The sequence below is a fragment of the Pseudoxanthomonas yeongjuensis genome, assembly GCF_010093345.1.
Classification (GTDB): domain Bacteria; phylum Pseudomonadota; class Gammaproteobacteria; order Xanthomonadales; family Xanthomonadaceae; genus Pseudoxanthomonas_A; species Pseudoxanthomonas_A yeongjuensis.
Genome location: NZ_PDWT01000001.1, coordinates 1,227,722 through 1,242,765, shown reverse-complemented (window position 1 = coordinate 1,242,765; position 15,044 = coordinate 1,227,722). Strand labels below are relative to the sequence as shown.

At 64.3% G+C, this 15,044-nt stretch carries 14 protein-coding genes; 6 read left to right on the top strand and 8 right to left on the bottom strand.

Annotated features, from left to right (window positions below):
- Positions 1–260 precede the first annotated feature (260 nt).
- Complete coding sequence (locus CSC74_RS05540; protein WP_162313379.1) at positions 261–887, top strand: DUF47 domain-containing protein; 627 nt, start codon at positions 261–263, stop codon at positions 885–887.
- A complete protein-coding gene (locus CSC74_RS05535; RefSeq protein WP_162313378.1) occupies positions 887–2,008 on the top strand; it encodes an inorganic phosphate transporter in 1,122 nt (373 codons plus the stop codon). Before CSC74_RS05540 ends, CSC74_RS05535 begins: the two co-directional genes overlap by 1 nt.
- Before the next feature lie 79 nt (positions 2,009–2,087).
- Here CSC74_RS05535 and CSC74_RS05530 read toward each other — a convergent pair whose 3' ends face one another.
- Positions 2,088–2,498 carry a type III secretion system chaperone family protein gene (locus CSC74_RS05530; RefSeq protein WP_162313377.1) on the bottom strand — a complete coding sequence of 137 codons (411 nt, stop codon included), beginning with the start codon at positions 2,496–2,498 and terminating at the stop codon, positions 2,088–2,090.
- A 40-nt stretch (positions 2,499–2,538) separates the two neighbouring features.
- Between CSC74_RS05530 and CSC74_RS05525 the strand changes: the two genes are divergently transcribed.
- The gene (locus tag CSC74_RS05525) at positions 2,539–2,874 is read left to right on the top strand and encodes an MGMT family protein (protein WP_162313376.1); all 336 of its coding nucleotides are present in this window, start codon (positions 2,539–2,541) and stop codon (positions 2,872–2,874) included.
- A 3-nt stretch (positions 2,875–2,877) separates the two neighbouring features.
- Here CSC74_RS05525 and CSC74_RS05520 read toward each other — a convergent pair whose 3' ends face one another.
- Entirely contained in the window at positions 2,878–3,492 is a 615-nt protein-coding gene (locus CSC74_RS05520) for a 2OG-Fe(II) oxygenase (RefSeq protein ID WP_162313375.1), read from the bottom strand.
- 38 nt (positions 3,493–3,530) lie between these two features.
- Here CSC74_RS05520 and CSC74_RS05515 point away from each other — a divergent pair, with 38 nt between their 5' ends.
- Positions 3,531–4,193 carry a rhomboid family intramembrane serine protease gene (locus tag CSC74_RS05515; protein WP_162313374.1) on the top strand — a complete coding sequence of 221 codons (663 nt, stop codon included), beginning with the start codon at positions 3,531–3,533 and terminating at the stop codon, positions 4,191–4,193.
- A 244-nt stretch (positions 4,194–4,437) separates the two neighbouring features.
- Here the strand turns inward: CSC74_RS05515 and CSC74_RS05510 are convergent, their stop codons facing one another.
- From CSC74_RS05510 to CSC74_RS05500, 3 genes are all read right to left on the bottom strand, one after another.
- Positions 4,438–6,459, bottom strand: a complete 2,022-nt coding sequence (locus CSC74_RS05510) for a M13 family metallopeptidase (RefSeq protein WP_162313373.1) — start codon at positions 6,457–6,459, stop codon at positions 4,438–4,440.
- A gap of 254 nt (positions 6,460–6,713) precedes the next feature.
- The gene (locus CSC74_RS05505) at positions 6,714–8,759 is read right to left on the bottom strand and encodes a M13 family metallopeptidase (protein ID WP_162313372.1); all 2,046 of its coding nucleotides are present in this window, start codon (positions 8,757–8,759) and stop codon (positions 6,714–6,716) included.
- A gap of 412 nt (positions 8,760–9,171) precedes the next feature.
- On the bottom strand, positions 9,172–11,253 hold the full coding sequence (locus tag CSC74_RS05500; RefSeq protein ID WP_162313727.1) for a M13 family metallopeptidase: 2,082 nt from the start codon (positions 11,251–11,253) through the stop codon (positions 9,172–9,174).
- Positions 11,254–11,577: 324 nt separating this feature from the next.
- On the opposite strand from CSC74_RS05500, the gene CSC74_RS05495 reads away from it, so the two are divergent.
- Positions 11,578–11,835, top strand: coding sequence for a type II toxin-antitoxin system prevent-host-death family antitoxin (locus CSC74_RS05495; protein WP_162313371.1), 258 nt, complete (start codon positions 11,578–11,580; stop codon positions 11,833–11,835).
- A complete protein-coding gene (locus CSC74_RS05490; RefSeq protein WP_162313370.1) occupies positions 11,823–12,143 on the top strand; it encodes a type II toxin-antitoxin system RelE/ParE family toxin in 321 nt (106 codons plus the stop codon). Before CSC74_RS05495 ends, CSC74_RS05490 begins: the two co-directional genes overlap by 13 nt.
- A 127-nt stretch (positions 12,144–12,270) precedes the next feature.
- Here the strand turns inward: CSC74_RS05490 and CSC74_RS05485 are convergent, their stop codons facing one another.
- The 3 genes from CSC74_RS05485 to CSC74_RS05475 all read right to left on the bottom strand — a co-directional run bounded on the left by CSC74_RS05485 (position 12,271) and on the right by CSC74_RS05475 (position 14,800).
- Positions 12,271–12,516, bottom strand: a complete 246-nt coding sequence (locus CSC74_RS05485) for a hypothetical protein (RefSeq protein ID WP_162313369.1) — start codon at positions 12,514–12,516, stop codon at positions 12,271–12,273.
- A gap of 69 nt (positions 12,517–12,585) precedes the next feature.
- Entirely contained in the window at positions 12,586–13,092 is a 507-nt protein-coding gene (locus CSC74_RS05480) for a hypothetical protein (RefSeq protein ID WP_162313368.1), read from the bottom strand.
- A 16-nt stretch (positions 13,093–13,108) separates the two neighbouring features.
- Positions 13,109–14,800: a CHASE2 domain-containing protein gene (locus CSC74_RS05475; protein WP_162313367.1), complete on the bottom strand. Its 1,692-nt coding sequence runs from the start codon at positions 14,798–14,800 to the stop codon at positions 13,109–13,111.
- Positions 14,801–15,044 lie beyond the last annotated feature (244 nt).

The window sequence follows — 15,044 nt, the reverse complement described above, 5'->3', positions numbered from 1 at the left end:
CGATCCTCGCCGGGGCCGGCTTCTGCGGGGTCGCGCACGACCAGGTGCGGGCCGGCGCGAAGGGGGGAGGTAGGGTCGTCTTCCATAAGGTGCGCCTGGGCGCGGTGCGGAGTCTAGCAAACCGGCCCGGGACTTTGCCCGACGGGACCGGGGTCGGACGCATGCGCCCCGGTAATGCCGGGGCGGGTGCCACAGCCTGTCCCTAAACCGTCATAATTCCTTCCGGTTGCCGTCCCTCCCGTGACGGCGGGACACGCCCCATGTTTTCGCTGCAGACGATTTTCGGCTCCGGCCAGCAGTTCTACACCCTGCTCGACGAAGCCGCGCAAGCCGCCTACGACAGCACCAAGGCCCTGCACAGCATGATGAAGGCCACCGACCGGCAGCCGGCGCTGGACGCCTTCAAGCTGGCCCGCCAGCGCGAGCGCGCCGCCTCCGACAAGATCAGCCACGCCCTGGTCGACAGCTTCATCACCCCGCTCGAGCGCGAGGACATCGAGGCCCTGGGTTCGGCGCTGTACAAGATCCCCAAGCAGGTCGAGAAGTTCGCCGACCGCTATTCGCTGGCGGTCAAGCACCTGGAAGGCATCGATTTCGCGCCGCGCGCGGCGATGCTGGAGCAGGCCGCGGCGGTGGTGGTGGAGATGGTCCACGACCTGCAGAAAATGAACATCGATCGCATGACCGCGCTCAACGAGAAGCTGCGCGCGCTGGAGAACGAGGCCGACCGGTTGATGCTGGAGTTGTATCGCGACATCTATTCCGGGCGCCTGGACAACCTGCAGATGTTCCTGCTCAAGGAGTTCTTCGAGATCCTGGAGAAAGCCATCGACCGCTGCCGCGAGGCCGGCGTGGTGGCCTACCAGATCGTGCTGAAGAACAGCTGATGCTGGCTCTGGTCCTGATCGTGATCCTGGCCGCGCTCGTGTTCGAGTTCGTCAACGGTTTCCACGACACCGCCAATTCCATCGCCACCGTGGTCGCGACCAAGGTCCTGGCGCCGGGCTGGGCGGTGATCCTGGCGGCGGTGATGAACCTGATCGGCGCGCTCACCGGGACCGCGGTCGCGGCCACCATCGCCAGCGGCATCATCAATACCGGGGTGGTGGACGCCAGCTCGCAGGTGATCCTGTGCGCGTTGCTGGGCGGCATCATCTGGAACCTGATCACCTGGTGGAAAGGCCTGCCTTCCTCGTCCTCGCATGCGCTGATCGGCGGCTTGTGCGGCGCGGCACTGGCGGCGGCGCACAACAACTGGGCGGCGTTGATCTGGTCCGAGCAGGTCGGCAACTGGGCCAAGAACAAGGGCCTGTTGTGGAAGGTGTTCCTGCCGATGATCACCTCGCCGATCGCCGGTTTCCTGTTGGGCGTGCTGGTGATGCTGCTGCTGTGGGCGCTGATCGCGGCGATGGCCAAGGCCGGCGGACCGCTGGCGCGGCTGGCGCGGCCGCGCTGGGTCAATGCGTTCTTCGGCAAGGCGCAGATCCTGTCCGCGGCCTACATGGGCTACGCGCATGGGCACAACGATGCGCAGAAGACCATGGGCGTCATCGCCCTGACCCTGTTCGGCGCCGAAGCGACCGGCGCGCTGGACGACCTGCCGGCATGGTTGGCGTTCCTGCACCCGGGAAGCGGCGACGAGAAAGAGATCGCGCTGTGGATCGTGCTGACCTGCGCGGTGGTGATGGCCGCAGGCACCGCCTCGGGCGGCTGGAAAATCATCAAGACCCTGGGTCACAAGATGGTCAAGCTGCACCCGATCCACGGCTTCGCCGCGGAGACCAGTTCGGCCACCATCCTCACCGTGGCCGCGCACTTCGGCATGCCGGTGTCGACCACCCACAGCATTTCCACCGCGATCATGGGCGTGGGATTTGCGAAAAATCCCAAGGCGCTGAAGTTCAGCGTGATCGAACGCATCGTCTGGGCGTGGATCCTGACCATTCCCGCCGCCGGCGGTATCGCCTACGGACTGTGGCGGCTGATCGAGGCGCTGGGCTGGACGTAAGGCTCTTGTAGGAGCGGGCCTTGCCCGCGATGCCTTTCTCGGGTCAATGATCTAAGAGCATCGCGGGCAAGGCCCGCTCCTACAACAGATCGCCTTCTGCCGAAAGCGCGCGCTCCATGCTGTCGCCCAGGCCGCCGATTTCCAGGACCATGCGGTCCACTTCCGAGGGTGTCAGCCCTTCATACGGCCGGTTCTCGCACAGCTGGAGGTAGGGCACGCCGTCCAGGTCGCCGATGGCCAGGTAGCCGACGCTGCTCTGCCAGTTGAAGCCGAGCGCGCGGCGCGCGTCGATGCCGGTGATCGGCGCGATCACCGTGCTCACCCGCAGGTAGCCGCGTTCGTCGTCGTTGCCCAGTTCGGACAGGAAGATCGCCTGGTGGCGGTTGCCGCCGGCCAGCGACAACTCCACGCAAGCCACGTACGGCTCGTGCATGGTCACCTTGTAGCCGGCTTTGCTCAGGTGGCTGCGGATCTGCTCGAAATTCTGCATGTCGTGCTCCTTCGGATCGCCGCGGCTATGCTAATGCCTCATGGCCGACAAGTCTCCCGCCGAACGCATCCTCGCCGCCGTCCGCGCGATCCCGCGCGGACAGGTCGCCGGTTACGGCGAAGTGGCGCATCGCGCCGGACTGCCCGGACGCGCGCGCCTGGCGGCGAAGACCCTGAGCGAGAACACAGATCCGAAATTGCCCTGGCACAGGGTCCTGCGATCCGACGGACGCATCGCCCTGCCGGAAGGCTCCAAGGGTTACCGCGAACAATGCCAGCGCCTGCGTGCCGAGGGCGTGACCGTCGTGAATGGCCGGGTACGCGGGCTCAAGGCCGCGCGGACGGTGGATGAACAGGTGTGGGGTCCGCTGGACTAGCGGTCAGCGTGGGCGCCTGCGGAACCAGGCGGCGATGCTGGATCGCTCGCGCGTCGCCGGCAGCACTTCGTGCTCGATCTCGCTCGAGAAAACGATGCTGGTTCCCGCGTGCGGAAATACGTCGATCGATCCCTGCGGCAGGTGCAGGCGCAGGGCGCCGCCCTGGTCCTGCCGCCAGTCATGGTTGAGATAACTCACCAGCGACAGCACGCGTGCATCGCTGTCGTGGAACTGGTCGCGATGGCGGTGGTAGCGGGCACCGACCGGATAGCAGGCGAAGTGCGCTTCCTCTTCCTCCAGGCCCAGGAACAGATGCTGGTTCATCGCCACGCGCAGGGCCTGCAGACTCGAAAGGAAAGAGGCGGCAGCCAGACCTGAATCGCCATCCAGCCATTGGGTGTCGTCGCCACGGATGGCGATGCGCAGATGATGTTGTTTGCCATGGCCGACTTCGGCGGCCCGCAAGGTGCCGGCGACCTGGCGCTGCTTCAGGGCATCGTGCAATGCCCTGCCGACCCGGGGCGCGGGGAAATCCGACAACAGGCACGCGCCGTGTTCACTCAGGGCCCCGGCAAGCGTGGCTGGGTCATGCAGGACCGCCACGGGCAGGGAAGGCATGCCGGTATGATAAGGGCCAGGCACTCCGAGAACTATCGATGTTCCCCAGAATTCCCAAGATCACTCAGGCATTGATGATCGCCAACGTGGTGGTATTCCTGCTGCAGCAAGCGCTGGGCGACGAAGCGCTGGCTTCGATGATGTTGTGGCCTTTGGGGCCGAACGGCCTCGACCTGTTTTCCGCGGGCTACGAGTTCAAGCCCTGGCAGCTGCTGACCTATGGCTTCATGCACGGAAGCTTTCCGCACCTGGCGTTCAACATGCTGGCGCTGTTCATGTTCGGTGCGCCGCTGGAATACACCTGGGGCGATCGCCGTTTCCTCACCTACTTCCTGGTGTGCATCGTCGGCGCCGGCCTGTTGCAGGTGGTGGTCGGCTGGTGGACGGTTTCGCATGGCGGCGAACCCTATCCTACGGTCGGCGCGTCCGGCGGCGTGTTCGGCCTGCTGCTGGCTTACGGCATGCTGTTCCCCAACCAGCGGGTGATGTTGCTGTTCCCGCCGATCCCGATGAAGGCGCGCACCCTGGTGATCGTCTACGGCGCGGCCGAATTGATGCTGGGTTTCACCGGTTGGCAACCGGGCGTGGCCCATTTCGCCCATCTGGGCGGCATGCTGTTCGGATGGCTGTTGATCCGCTATTGGCGCGGGCAACCGCCGTTCAACAAGCGTCGTCCACCGGGGCCGCGGATCGTCCGCTGATGCGGGATGTGTGTGACTGCAGGTCTGAGGGTCTGTGGGAGCGGCGTAAGCCGCGATAGTGACCCCCGAAAGTATCTTGAGCAGAAAAGAAGCCATTGGAATTCATTGGCTTCAATCCGCCGGGGCCGAAAAGATATCTGGGTGTCATCGCGGCTTACGCCGCTCCCACAGGATCAAAAGATCCCACAGACAAAAAACGGCGCGAATTTGCGCGCCGTTTTATTTTGCAGTTGTTGCGTACGACTCAGCGCCAGATCCTGATCTGCTCCGCGTCGCTGCGGCGCATCGGCTGGCCGGCCTTGCAGGTGAAGGATTCGCCGAACGCGGGCTGGTTGGCCAGCGGGCCGTTGCTGCGCCACTGGCCGGGGGCGTGCACGTCGGTGGTGACGCGTTGCGCGGCCTCGGCCGGCGACACCTGCTGCGCCCACAGCTCCGACCAGGTGCGGAACAGGGTCTGCTTGGCGCCCAGGTTCGGCGCCAGCTGGGCGTTGGTGAAGGCGTCCCACGCCAGTTCCACGCCGGCCAGGTCGGCCATGTTCTCGTCCCGGGTCAGGTTGCCGTTGACCTTGGAACCAGTGACGCCGGGATAGTCGTAGCCGGCATATTGCGCGGCCACGCGCATGCCGATCGCCTCCCAGGCGGCCAGGTCGGCCGGGGTCCACCAGTCGCGGATCTCGCCGCTGGCGTCGACCATGCGACCGCGCTTGTCGAATCCGCGGCTCAATTCATGCCCGACCAGCGCGCCGTAGGAACCGTACAGCGCCGAGTCGCCGCGGCTGACGTCGAACACCGGCGCCTGCAGCACCGCCGCGGTCACGATCAGCCGGTTCTGGGCCAGGTCGTAGGCCAGCGCCGGCTGTTGCGGCAGCACGTCCCAGCGGCGGTCGGCATTGCCCTTGCCGATGCGCTTCATTTCCTCGCGGTGGCGCCAGGTGGAAGCGATCAGGATGTTGCTGCCGAAACTGCCGCGGCCCATCGGCTGCACGCTGTAGTCGAGATCGCGGCGCGGGGTGCCGATCTCGATCTTCAGCTTGTCGATCTTGGACTTGGCTTCGGCCTTGGCCGGGGCGCTCATCCAGCTGTTGCGTTCGATGCCGCGGACCAGGGCATCGCGCACGTCCTGGGCAACCGATTCGGCCTTGCTCTTGCTGGCCGAGGGCAGGTAGCGCGCCGCGTATTCGCGGCCCAGCATCGGGCCGGCGCCGGTATTGATCGCATCCAGCACCTGCTGCCAGCGCGGCGTGGGGGCGGCTTCGCCACGCAGCACGCGGCCACGGAATTCGAACGAGGCATCGCGATACGACTTGGCCAGGTAGGGGGCCATCGCGTCGCCGACCTGCCAGCGCAGATAGGTCTTCCACTGGTCGGGCTTGATGCTGGCGACCAGGGTGTTGAGCTGGGCGAACAACGCGGGGTTGGCCAGGGACACGATGTCGTCGTTGACGCCCTGGGCCTTGAGGAACGCATCCAGCTGCAGGTTCTTGTACGGCTTGGCCAGGTCCTTGGTGGCGACCGGGACGTAGTTCGCCAGCGGGTTGCCCAGATCCAGCAGCGGCCGCGAGGCCTGGGCGATGCGCGTCTCCAGGTCGATGACCTGGGCCGCTTCGGCATCGAGTTTCCCGGCCTTGGTGCCGGTGAGGGCGAGGATCTGCTTCACATAGGCGCGGTAGCGGCCCAGCAACTCCTGGGTCTCGGCATCGGTGCGCGTGTAGTAGGCCGGATCGGGCAGGCCCAGGCCGCCCTGCGAGAAATAACCGATATGGCGGTCCAGCGCTTTCAGGTCCACGTCCGGGCTGAAATTGAAGACCACCGGGATGCCGACCTGGTGCAGCGCGGCGATCGCGGCCGGCACGTCCTTGGCCCGTTTGATGCCGTTGATGCGGTCCAGCAACGGGGCGATCGGCTTGGCGCCATCGGCTTCCACCGCCGCTTCGTCCAGGCCGCTGGCCCAGAAATCGCCGAGCAGCTTCTGCACGTTGCCCTGCGGCGCCTGCATGGCGGCGTCGAGCAGGTCTTTCTGCTGTTGCTGGCTGCGTTCGCGCAGTTGGCCCAGGACGCTCAGCGAGCCTATATCGGACGGCAACGGGTTGGCCTTGAACCAGGCATCGTTGGCGCTGGTGTAGAAATCGCTGCATTCGGCGCTGACCGCCGGCGCTTTCGCCTTCTTTTTCTTCTTGGCGGCCTCGGCATCGGTGGCGCCGAAGGCGACCAGCAGGGCCAGGGCGAGCAGGGTGGGCTTGCTGAGGGCGAGACGCAAATGCGGCATCAGGGAATTCCGTGGCGGTGAAGTGCACGGATTCTAGCAAGGGCACGGCGTGCGGCCCTGAATGTGGTCCGCAAAAGCGAAGGCCCGGGCGATGCCGGGCCTTCGGGCTTTTTCAATCCGGCCAGGGACTTGCCGGATGAGGAGCGAGCAGGAACGAGGAACGAGGAGTGAGTGGAAGAACGGAGAACGGGAGAGCAGCTTTGGCTTTTCTCTCACTCCTCACTCCTCTCCCCTCGTTCCTCGCTCTTCCCGGCTTACCAGATCACGACCTTCGCATCCGCCCCGCGCACCATCGGGTCCCCGGCCTTGCACTGGAACGCGGCGGCGAAGGCGGGCATGTTCGAAGGCGCGCCGATCGCGCGGAACTTGGCCGGCGAGTGCGGATCGGCGTTGAGCAGCACCAGTTGCGCCTTGTCGCGGATGTTGCCGCGCCAGACCCGGGCCCAGCTCAGGAAGAAACGCTGGTCGCGGCTCAAGCCGTCGATCTTCGGATCGGGTTTGTCGCCATCGGCCGCCTGCAGCGCGTCGTAGGCGAAGTTGAGGCCGCCGAGGTCGCCGATGTTCTCGCCCATCGTCAGCTTGCCGTTGACGTGGTTGTCCGGATGGTCGGCCAGCGGCACGTAGGCATCGAACTGCGCGGCGAGCTTTGCGGTGCGCTGTTCGAAACGGTCGCGGTCCTGCTGCGTCCACCAGTTGACGTTGTTGCCGGCGCCATCGAACTGGCTGCCGCTGTCGTCGAAGCCGTGGCCGGCCTCGTGCCCGATCACCGCGCCGATGCCGCCGTAGTTGATCGCATCGTCGCCATCGGCGTAGAAGAACGGCGGTTGCAGGATCGCGGCCGGGAAGTTGATGGTGTTGGTGCCGGAGCTGTAGTACGCGTTGACCGTCTGCGGGGTCATGTTCCATTCGTAGCGATCGGTCGGCTTGCCGATCTTGTCGAGGTCGTAGCGGTTGTTGAAGTCGTTGGCCGCGCGCAGGTTGGCGAAATAACCGTCCGGCTTGACGGCGAGACCGTCCCAGCCGCGCCACTTGTCCGGGTAGCCGATCTTCGGCAGGAAGGTGCTCCACTTCTCCAGCGCCTTGGCCTTGGTCTCGTCGCTCATCCAGTCCAGGCCTTCGATGCGGGCCTTCAGCGCATTGCGCACGTTGTCGACCAGTTGCTGCGCACGCACCTTGGCTTCGGGCGGGAAGTAGTCCTTCACGTACAGTTGGCCGAGTGCTTCACCCATGCCGCCGTTGACCGCCTCGAGTACGCGCTTCCAGCGCACGCGCTGCTCCGGCTGGCCGTTGAGGGTCTGGCCGTAGAAGGCGAAATTCTCGTCCTGGAACGGCTTCGACAGGTAATTGGAGGCATCGTCGATGGCGTGGAAGGCGAGGTAGTCGCGCCATTGCGCAGTGGGCACGTCGGCGAGCATCGCGTCGAACTCGGCGAAGAACTTCGGCTGCGACAGCGAGAAGCCGTTGCCGGCCGGCACGTCGATGGCCTTGAAGAACGCGTTCCAGTCGAGGTGCGGCGTGACCTTGTTGGCTTCTTCGAAACTCATGAAGCGGTAGCGGTTCTTCGGGTCGCGCAGTTCGACCCGCGACAGCGAGGCCTTGGCCAGTCTGGTCTCGAATGCCAATACGGCATCGGCCTTCTGTTTCGCTTCGGCATCGGACACACCGGTCAGCGCGAACACCTTGGCGATGTGCGCGAGGTAGGCCGCGCGGAGGTCCTTGTGCTCGTCCTTGCTGTAGTAGTCGGGCGTCGGCAGGCCGAGTCCGCCCTGGTTGGCGAAGGCGATCTGGCGGGTCGCGTCCTGGTAATCGGTGCCGGAACCGAAACGGAAGCCCTGGCCTTCGCCCTTGGCGAAGGCATCGCCCAGCCAGGCGACGATGCCGGCGGTGTCGTTGATCCTGGCGATCGTCGCGAGGTCCGGCTTGATCGGATCGAAGCCGGCCTTGTCGATCGTGGCTTCGTCCATGCCGGAGCGGTACAGCCAGCCGATCTTCTGTTCGATCGAGCCGCTTGTGGCCTTGTCGGCATTCGCATTCGCGGCATCGACCAGCTTGTGCTGCGCATCGAGGCTTTGTTCGCGCAACTGGTCGAAGGCGCCCCAGCGGGTCTTGTCGGCGGGGATCGGATTGGCCGCGATCCATCTGCCGTTCGCGTAGCCGTTGAAATCCCGGCAGGCGGAGATGGCCGGATCCAGCTCATGCACGTCGTACACGGGCCTGGCCGCCTCGGCGGCGCTTGCCTGTGACTGCGCGAGAGCCAGCGCGAGCGCGATGGCGAGTGGTTTGAGGGTGCGGGTGGGCATGGAGGTCTCGTTGTTAGGAGTGAGGAGGAACGAGGAGTGAGGAACGAGGAACGAGGAACGAGGAACGAGGAGTGAGGGAAGAGGAGTGAGGGAAGAGGAGCTTTTACTTTTTCCTCGTTTCTCGTTTCTCGTTTCTTGCTTCTTGCTTCTTGCTTCCCGCCCCCTCCCCCTAGCTACCAGATCGCGACCTTCCCATCATCGGCACGCACCATCGAATCGCCGGCCTTGCATGCCGCCAACGTGGCGATGATCGCAAGGGACAGCGTCAGCAGTCGTGGATTGGTGGTGTTCATCGGTCGTGCTCCTCGGGTATTCGCGCGCCAGCCTTTGCCTGCATTGCTGGTTCGTAGTGTCCGGAAAAGCACAGGCCCGGACATGCCGGGCCTGTGCTCATTGCTTCATCGCGCCTGGCTTACCAGATCACGACTTTCTTGTCGTCGCCCCGCACCATCGGATCGCCGGCCTTGCACGAGAACGCGGCGGCGAACGCGGGCATGTTGGACGGAGTGCCGATGGCGCGGAAGTTGGCCGGCGCATGCGGGTCGGTCTTCAGGCGCACGGTCAGTTCTTCCGGGGTGAAGTTGCGGCGCCACACCGTGGCCCAGTTGAGGAAGAAGCGCTGGTCGCGGGTCAGGCCGTCGGTCTTCGGATCGGGCACGCCGTCGGTCGCCTTCTTCATCGCGTCGTAGGCGGTGTTGAGGCCGCCCAGGTCGGCGATGTTCTCGCCCAGGGTCAGCTTGCCGTTGACCTTGGTGCCGTTGGCGTCGTATTCGTTGAACTGCTGGATCAGCTTGTCGGTGAGGCCCGAGAAGCCCTTGGCGTCCGCCTCGCTCCACCAGTTCTCGAAGTTGCCGGTCGGCCCGAAGCGCGCGCCCTGGTCGTCGTAACCGTGGGTCATCTCGTGGCCGATCACCGCGCCGATGCCGCCGTAGTTCGCCTCATCCGGCGCGTTGGCGTCGAAGAACGGCGGTTGCAGGATCGCGGCTGGGAACACGATCTCGTTCTGCAGCGGGTTGTAGTAGGCGTTGACCGTCTGCGGGCTCATGCCCCATTCGGTCTTGTCGACCGGCTTGCCGACCTTGCCCAGGTTCCACTTGTAGTTGAACTCGGTGGCGGCGATGACGTTGCCGATGTAGCTGTCGCGGCTGGTGGCCAAGCCGTTCCATTCGCGCCACTTGTCCGGGTAGCCGATCTTCGGGGTGAAGGTTTCCCACTTGGCGATGGCCTTCTGCTTGGTCTCGGCGCTCATCCACGACAGGTTTTCGATGCGCGCCTTCAGGGCGGTGCGCAGGTTGCCGACCAGGGTTTCCATCTTGGCCTTGGACTCGGCGGGGAAGGCGACCTTCACGTACAACTGGCCCAGAGCTTCGCCGGCCTGGCCTTCGATCGTGCCCAGCACGCGCTTCCAGCGCGGCTTGATTTCCTTCTGCCCGCGCAGGGTCTTGTTGTAGAAGTCGAAGTTCTCGTTGGCGAAGGCGTCGCTCAGGTACGGCGCGGCGCTATCGACGGTGTGGAAGCGCAGGTAGCTGCGCCAGGCTGCCGGGTCGGTGTCGCCCAGCATCTTGCTGACTTCCTCATGGAAGGCGGGGATGGCCAGGGAGAACTTCTCCTGCGGGGCCACGCCTTGCGACTTGAAGAATTCGGTCCACGAGAAGTTAGGCGTCAGCTTGTCGGCATCGGCCAGGCTGACCGGGTTGTAGTACAGCGACACGTCGCGCGAGAGTTCCTCGCTGGACTTGGAAGCCTTGGCCAGGCGGGTCTCGAACGCGATCACGGCCTTGGCCTGTTCCGCGGCATCGGCGGCGGCCACGCCGGACAGCTCCAGCACCTTGGCGATATGCGCCTGGTAGGCGTCGAGCTTGGCCTTGTTCTCGGCCTTGATGTAGTACTCCTTGTCCGGCAGGCCGAGACCGCCCTGCGAGGCGTACGCCATATTCATGCTGGAATTCTTGAAGTCGGCCTCGGCGCCGAAGCCGAACAGGCCGTTCTGGCCCTTGGCCGCGCTGCTGCGCAGGTAGCCGACGATGGCGTCCTTGTCCTTCAGCGCATCGATGGCGGCCAGTTCGCCCTTGATCGGGTCGATGCCCTGGGCGTTGATCTTGGCCTCGTCCATGCCGGTGGACCACAGGTCACCGACGATCTTCTCCACGCCGGTGGCGTTCTTGTCGGCTGCGGCCTGTTCGGCCAGTTGGTGCTGCACGCCGGTGGAGCGCTCATCCAGCATCTCGAATGCGCCCCAGCTGGTGCGGTCGTTGGGGATCTTGTTGGCTTCAAGCCATTTGCCGTTGACGTAACCGCCGAAGTCCGTGCAGGCGTTCTTGCTGGTGTCCAGGTCGGTGACCAGGAAGCGGTTGACCGGCGGCAGCTTGGATTCGTCCAGGGTCAGCTTGGCCGGTTCCGTGGCCGCAGCGGTGGCGTCGGTCGCGGATGCGGCCGTCTCTTCCTTCTTGGAACAGCCAGCCAGCGCCGCGGTCACGGCAAGGGACAACAACAGGATCTGGGGTTTGCGGATCACTAGGAAACTCCGGCCCGACAGGGCATAGGACAAAGGAAGGCCCCGGACCGGGGCGTGCGCAGACTCTACGCCTGCGACCGCTGGCCTGAGGGTGTCGAAGGTAATGCCGGCTACGTCACCATTCCTTCACAAACCGGGTTAAGTCCTTGCTTGGCGGGGCTTTGGCGATAGGGCGAGGCGAGCGGGGAAGGTCTGGATATGCTGCATATCGCCATGAGCAGCCATTCGGTTGTTGAAGGCCCGCGAATGTTGGATTTTGCCGAAGTCCTTGCGAGTCCGGTAGTGGCACTTTAGTATCACTTCATGCGCACCGAACTCGTCACTACCCTCAAGCGTCAGGCTACTGAGCTGCTCTCGGATATCGAGCGGGATAAAGAGCCCATCCTCATTACCCAGCATGGTCTGCCCAGCGCGTACCTGGTGGATGTCGAGACCTACCAGCTCATGCAGCAACGCATGAGCGTCCTTGAGGGCATCGCTCGCGGGGAGCAGGCGATAGCCGAAGGTCGCGTAGCTACCCATGCCCAAGCCAAGACGCGCCTCGCGCGATGGCTGAAATAGTCTGGTCAGAGCCGGCGCTAAGCGACCTGGACGCTATCGCCGATTACATCGCGCTTGAGAATCCGGCCGCGGCCGCGGAGTTGGTCAAGCGCATCGTGGGGCACGTCGGGCAGTTGGCGGATCACCCCGAGAGCGGCAGCCGCCCGCAAGAGCTGAAGCGATCGCGCTACCGACAGATCATCGAGCCACCCTGCCGCGTCTTCTATCGTCATGACGGCTATCGTGTCTTCGTGTTGCATGTCATGCGTTCCGAGCGCGTGCTCCGCAAAGGGCGACTCACCACTCGCGCTACGCAGACAAAGGTCTGACAGTTCATTGAAGCTGAAGGTGCGTTGCGGCTTGGCCGGTCTAACGGGGACGGATAAGAACGGTGTCAGAGACACTTACCCCAGATCATGCCGAGGAAGTGACTCTGACGCCGTTTCCGACGGCAACCTACTTGCCCCAGCGCCAACGTGGCGGCTCACCTTTAATCCAACATATGACTACAAGGAGCAAGACTACGCTCCATGTGTAAATCTGGAAAACAACGGGACGAGTGATTGGCGGAAAAATAAAAACGCCGGCAATCAATAAGACAGCTGCAATGCCATAAACAAACCACCCTTGCCACACATAGGGCAGGCCCCAGCCCCACCCGTAGGTCTTGGCCGAAAACCAGTAATCCTTTTTGTCTGCCATGAAACCTTCCCGTGCCACCTGAGGCCTAATTAAGCCGATCCACGAAGCGGGTTCGGCTTGAATGAATTGTTAGCTTGCAACGACGGATCTGGCAAGATCGGCCAGTTTTTTTTGCGCGGATTGAACAAGATTAGTTAGCTCGGCTGAGGCAAGTGCTGCCGTCTCAGCCATCTTTGACCGCCACTCGTCCGTATGCTGCTTTTGCAGCATTGTTTCGCCAACTGCGCGACTGACGATTGCAAATTGGTCAGAAATAGCCTTTACGTCCGACGCGAGTGTCGGAGCGTAGAAATCGGTGAGCATGCGCAAGCGATCTAGCTGTATCTTTTCTTTTAGCAGGTCACCCTTGATTGGAGAATTGAACCCGACTGCACCAAGAACCCCAAGATTTAACGTAGATGCTTGACCAGCAATTGTCGTAAGAAGGTCATGGATGGATTCGTATGCGGCAATCAGGCGCCGCTCCTTCTCCGTGCGACGCTCATGAACATGCTGCTGGTTCGCGACCTTGTACGTGACAAGCCCGCCGATTGCGGTGCCTGCGAGTGCGCCTATAAGGCCTAGCCAAGCCTCCATGATCTCCCCTTGCAAGCTAACTAGTTGTTATAGATCCGCTTTCCGCAGCATGACTGAAGCTGCGATTGCGGCCATCCTGCTTGGCCTGGTAGAGCGCGTTGTCGGCGCGCTGGAAGATTTCTTCCACCGTCGTCTCCTCGCCGGCGCGGGCGGTATGGATGCCGATGCTGGCGGTGAAGGGCGGGGTCGATTCGGGGCAGGCCGGGCGCGTCGCCAGGTTGGCCAGGTCGACGTGGATAGTAGTGGCGATTGCGGCCGCCGATTGCGGCGTGGTTTCCGGCAACAGCACCGCGAACTGGTCGCTGCCCAACCGCGCCACCAAGTCTCGCGGCCGTCGCGCGCGGCCGCGCAGGATCGTGGACAGGATCCGCAACACTTCGTCGCCGGCTTGCTGGCCGAGGCTGTCGTTGAGCCGCCTGAAATGATCCACGTCCAGCAGCAGCAGCGACAGCGGCTGGCCGCTGCGTTGCGCCTGGCGCAACGCCTGCCCCAGTTCCTCGTCGAAGCGGAGGCGGTTGGGAAGCCCGGTCAGCGAATCGGACTGCGCCTGATGGCGCGTGCGCCGCAACAAGCGCACCAGCCATAGCAATGCACCGATCCCCAGCACCGCCAGCGCCGACATCGGCGGAAACCAGGCGTGGCCGAAGCGCAACAGCAGGAACGAAAGCAGGAGCGCCAGTGCGGCGGCGACCGCGAGCGGCTGCCAGATCCTGTGCGGGCCGCGCAAGCCGAACAACAGCAAGGGCGCGATGACCACTGCGATCGACAACAGCAATTGCGTGGGCAGGCCGAGCGGGACGATGGTATCGCCGCGCAGCAGCATGTTCAGCACATTGGCCTGGTAATACACCGCAGACAGGCGTGAATCCGCGGCGTGGCCGCCCGGCACGACCAGTTGCTCGCCGATCGCAGGGGCGGTGGCGCCCACCAGGATCCAGCGCCCGCGCAACTTCGACACTGCAACGCGGCCCTTCACTACATCGACATAGGAAACGCGCTGGTAGCCATCAGCGGGGTCGGCATAAGGCACCCGCACCTGGTAGTCGCGCACCCAGCTTTGCGGCGCTATCTGTTCCGGCTCGGGAATGCGCAGGCCGGGCAGGGGCGCGGTGATCGCGCCGGGTGCTCCCAACTGGCTCAATGCCAGCGCCAGCGAAGGCCAGTGCGCAGAACCCACGCCTGCGCGCAGGAATGCGGAGCGGGCCACACCGTCGGCATCAAGGCCTGCCTCCACGTGCCCGAGCGCGGCGGCGGAGGCGGCGAACTCGGGAATCGGCATCAATTCCACGGTGGGGCCGTGGCGGATCCCGGCTTCGGCATACACCGGCAACACCACCTTGCCGCTCCTGTTCAAGGCCCGCGCGAGCAAGGCATCGCCTTCGGGATCGTACAAGGCGGGGTCGGACAACAGGATGTCCAGGCCAATGCCACGCACGCCGGCGGTGGTCAGGCGATCGACCAACTCGGCATGCGTGCGCCGCGACCACGGCCAGCGCCCCAGTTCGGCCAGGCTTTTCTGGTCGATCGCCACCACCACGATGCGATCATCGGCGGGACGCGAAGTGGCATGGGCGACGGAATCGTAGAGCCAAGTGTCGGCACGCCAGCTCAGCCCGGACAGGATCAACAGGGTCACCAGCGATGCCGCCGCCAGCCCGGTCAGCAGACGGGACTTGAATCGCGCGATCCAGGGAAGCGGGATGTTCACGGGCTCAATCGAATCCACGACAAGGCAAGGAGTGCCTGAGGCGCGCGGAGCGATGCTTGCACAAGACACGCCTGCGGGAATGGCATGTCATGGCCCCCGGCATTGTCGACATCGGACCGCTCCCCATAACCATTGCGTTGCCTGGACCCCGTTCAGCCGATTATAGGAGCGCAGACGGGCCAAGTGGCCTCTTTGTAGGCGGGGCCGCGTTATGGTCGCCGTTTCGGGCGATGATTCGTCCACA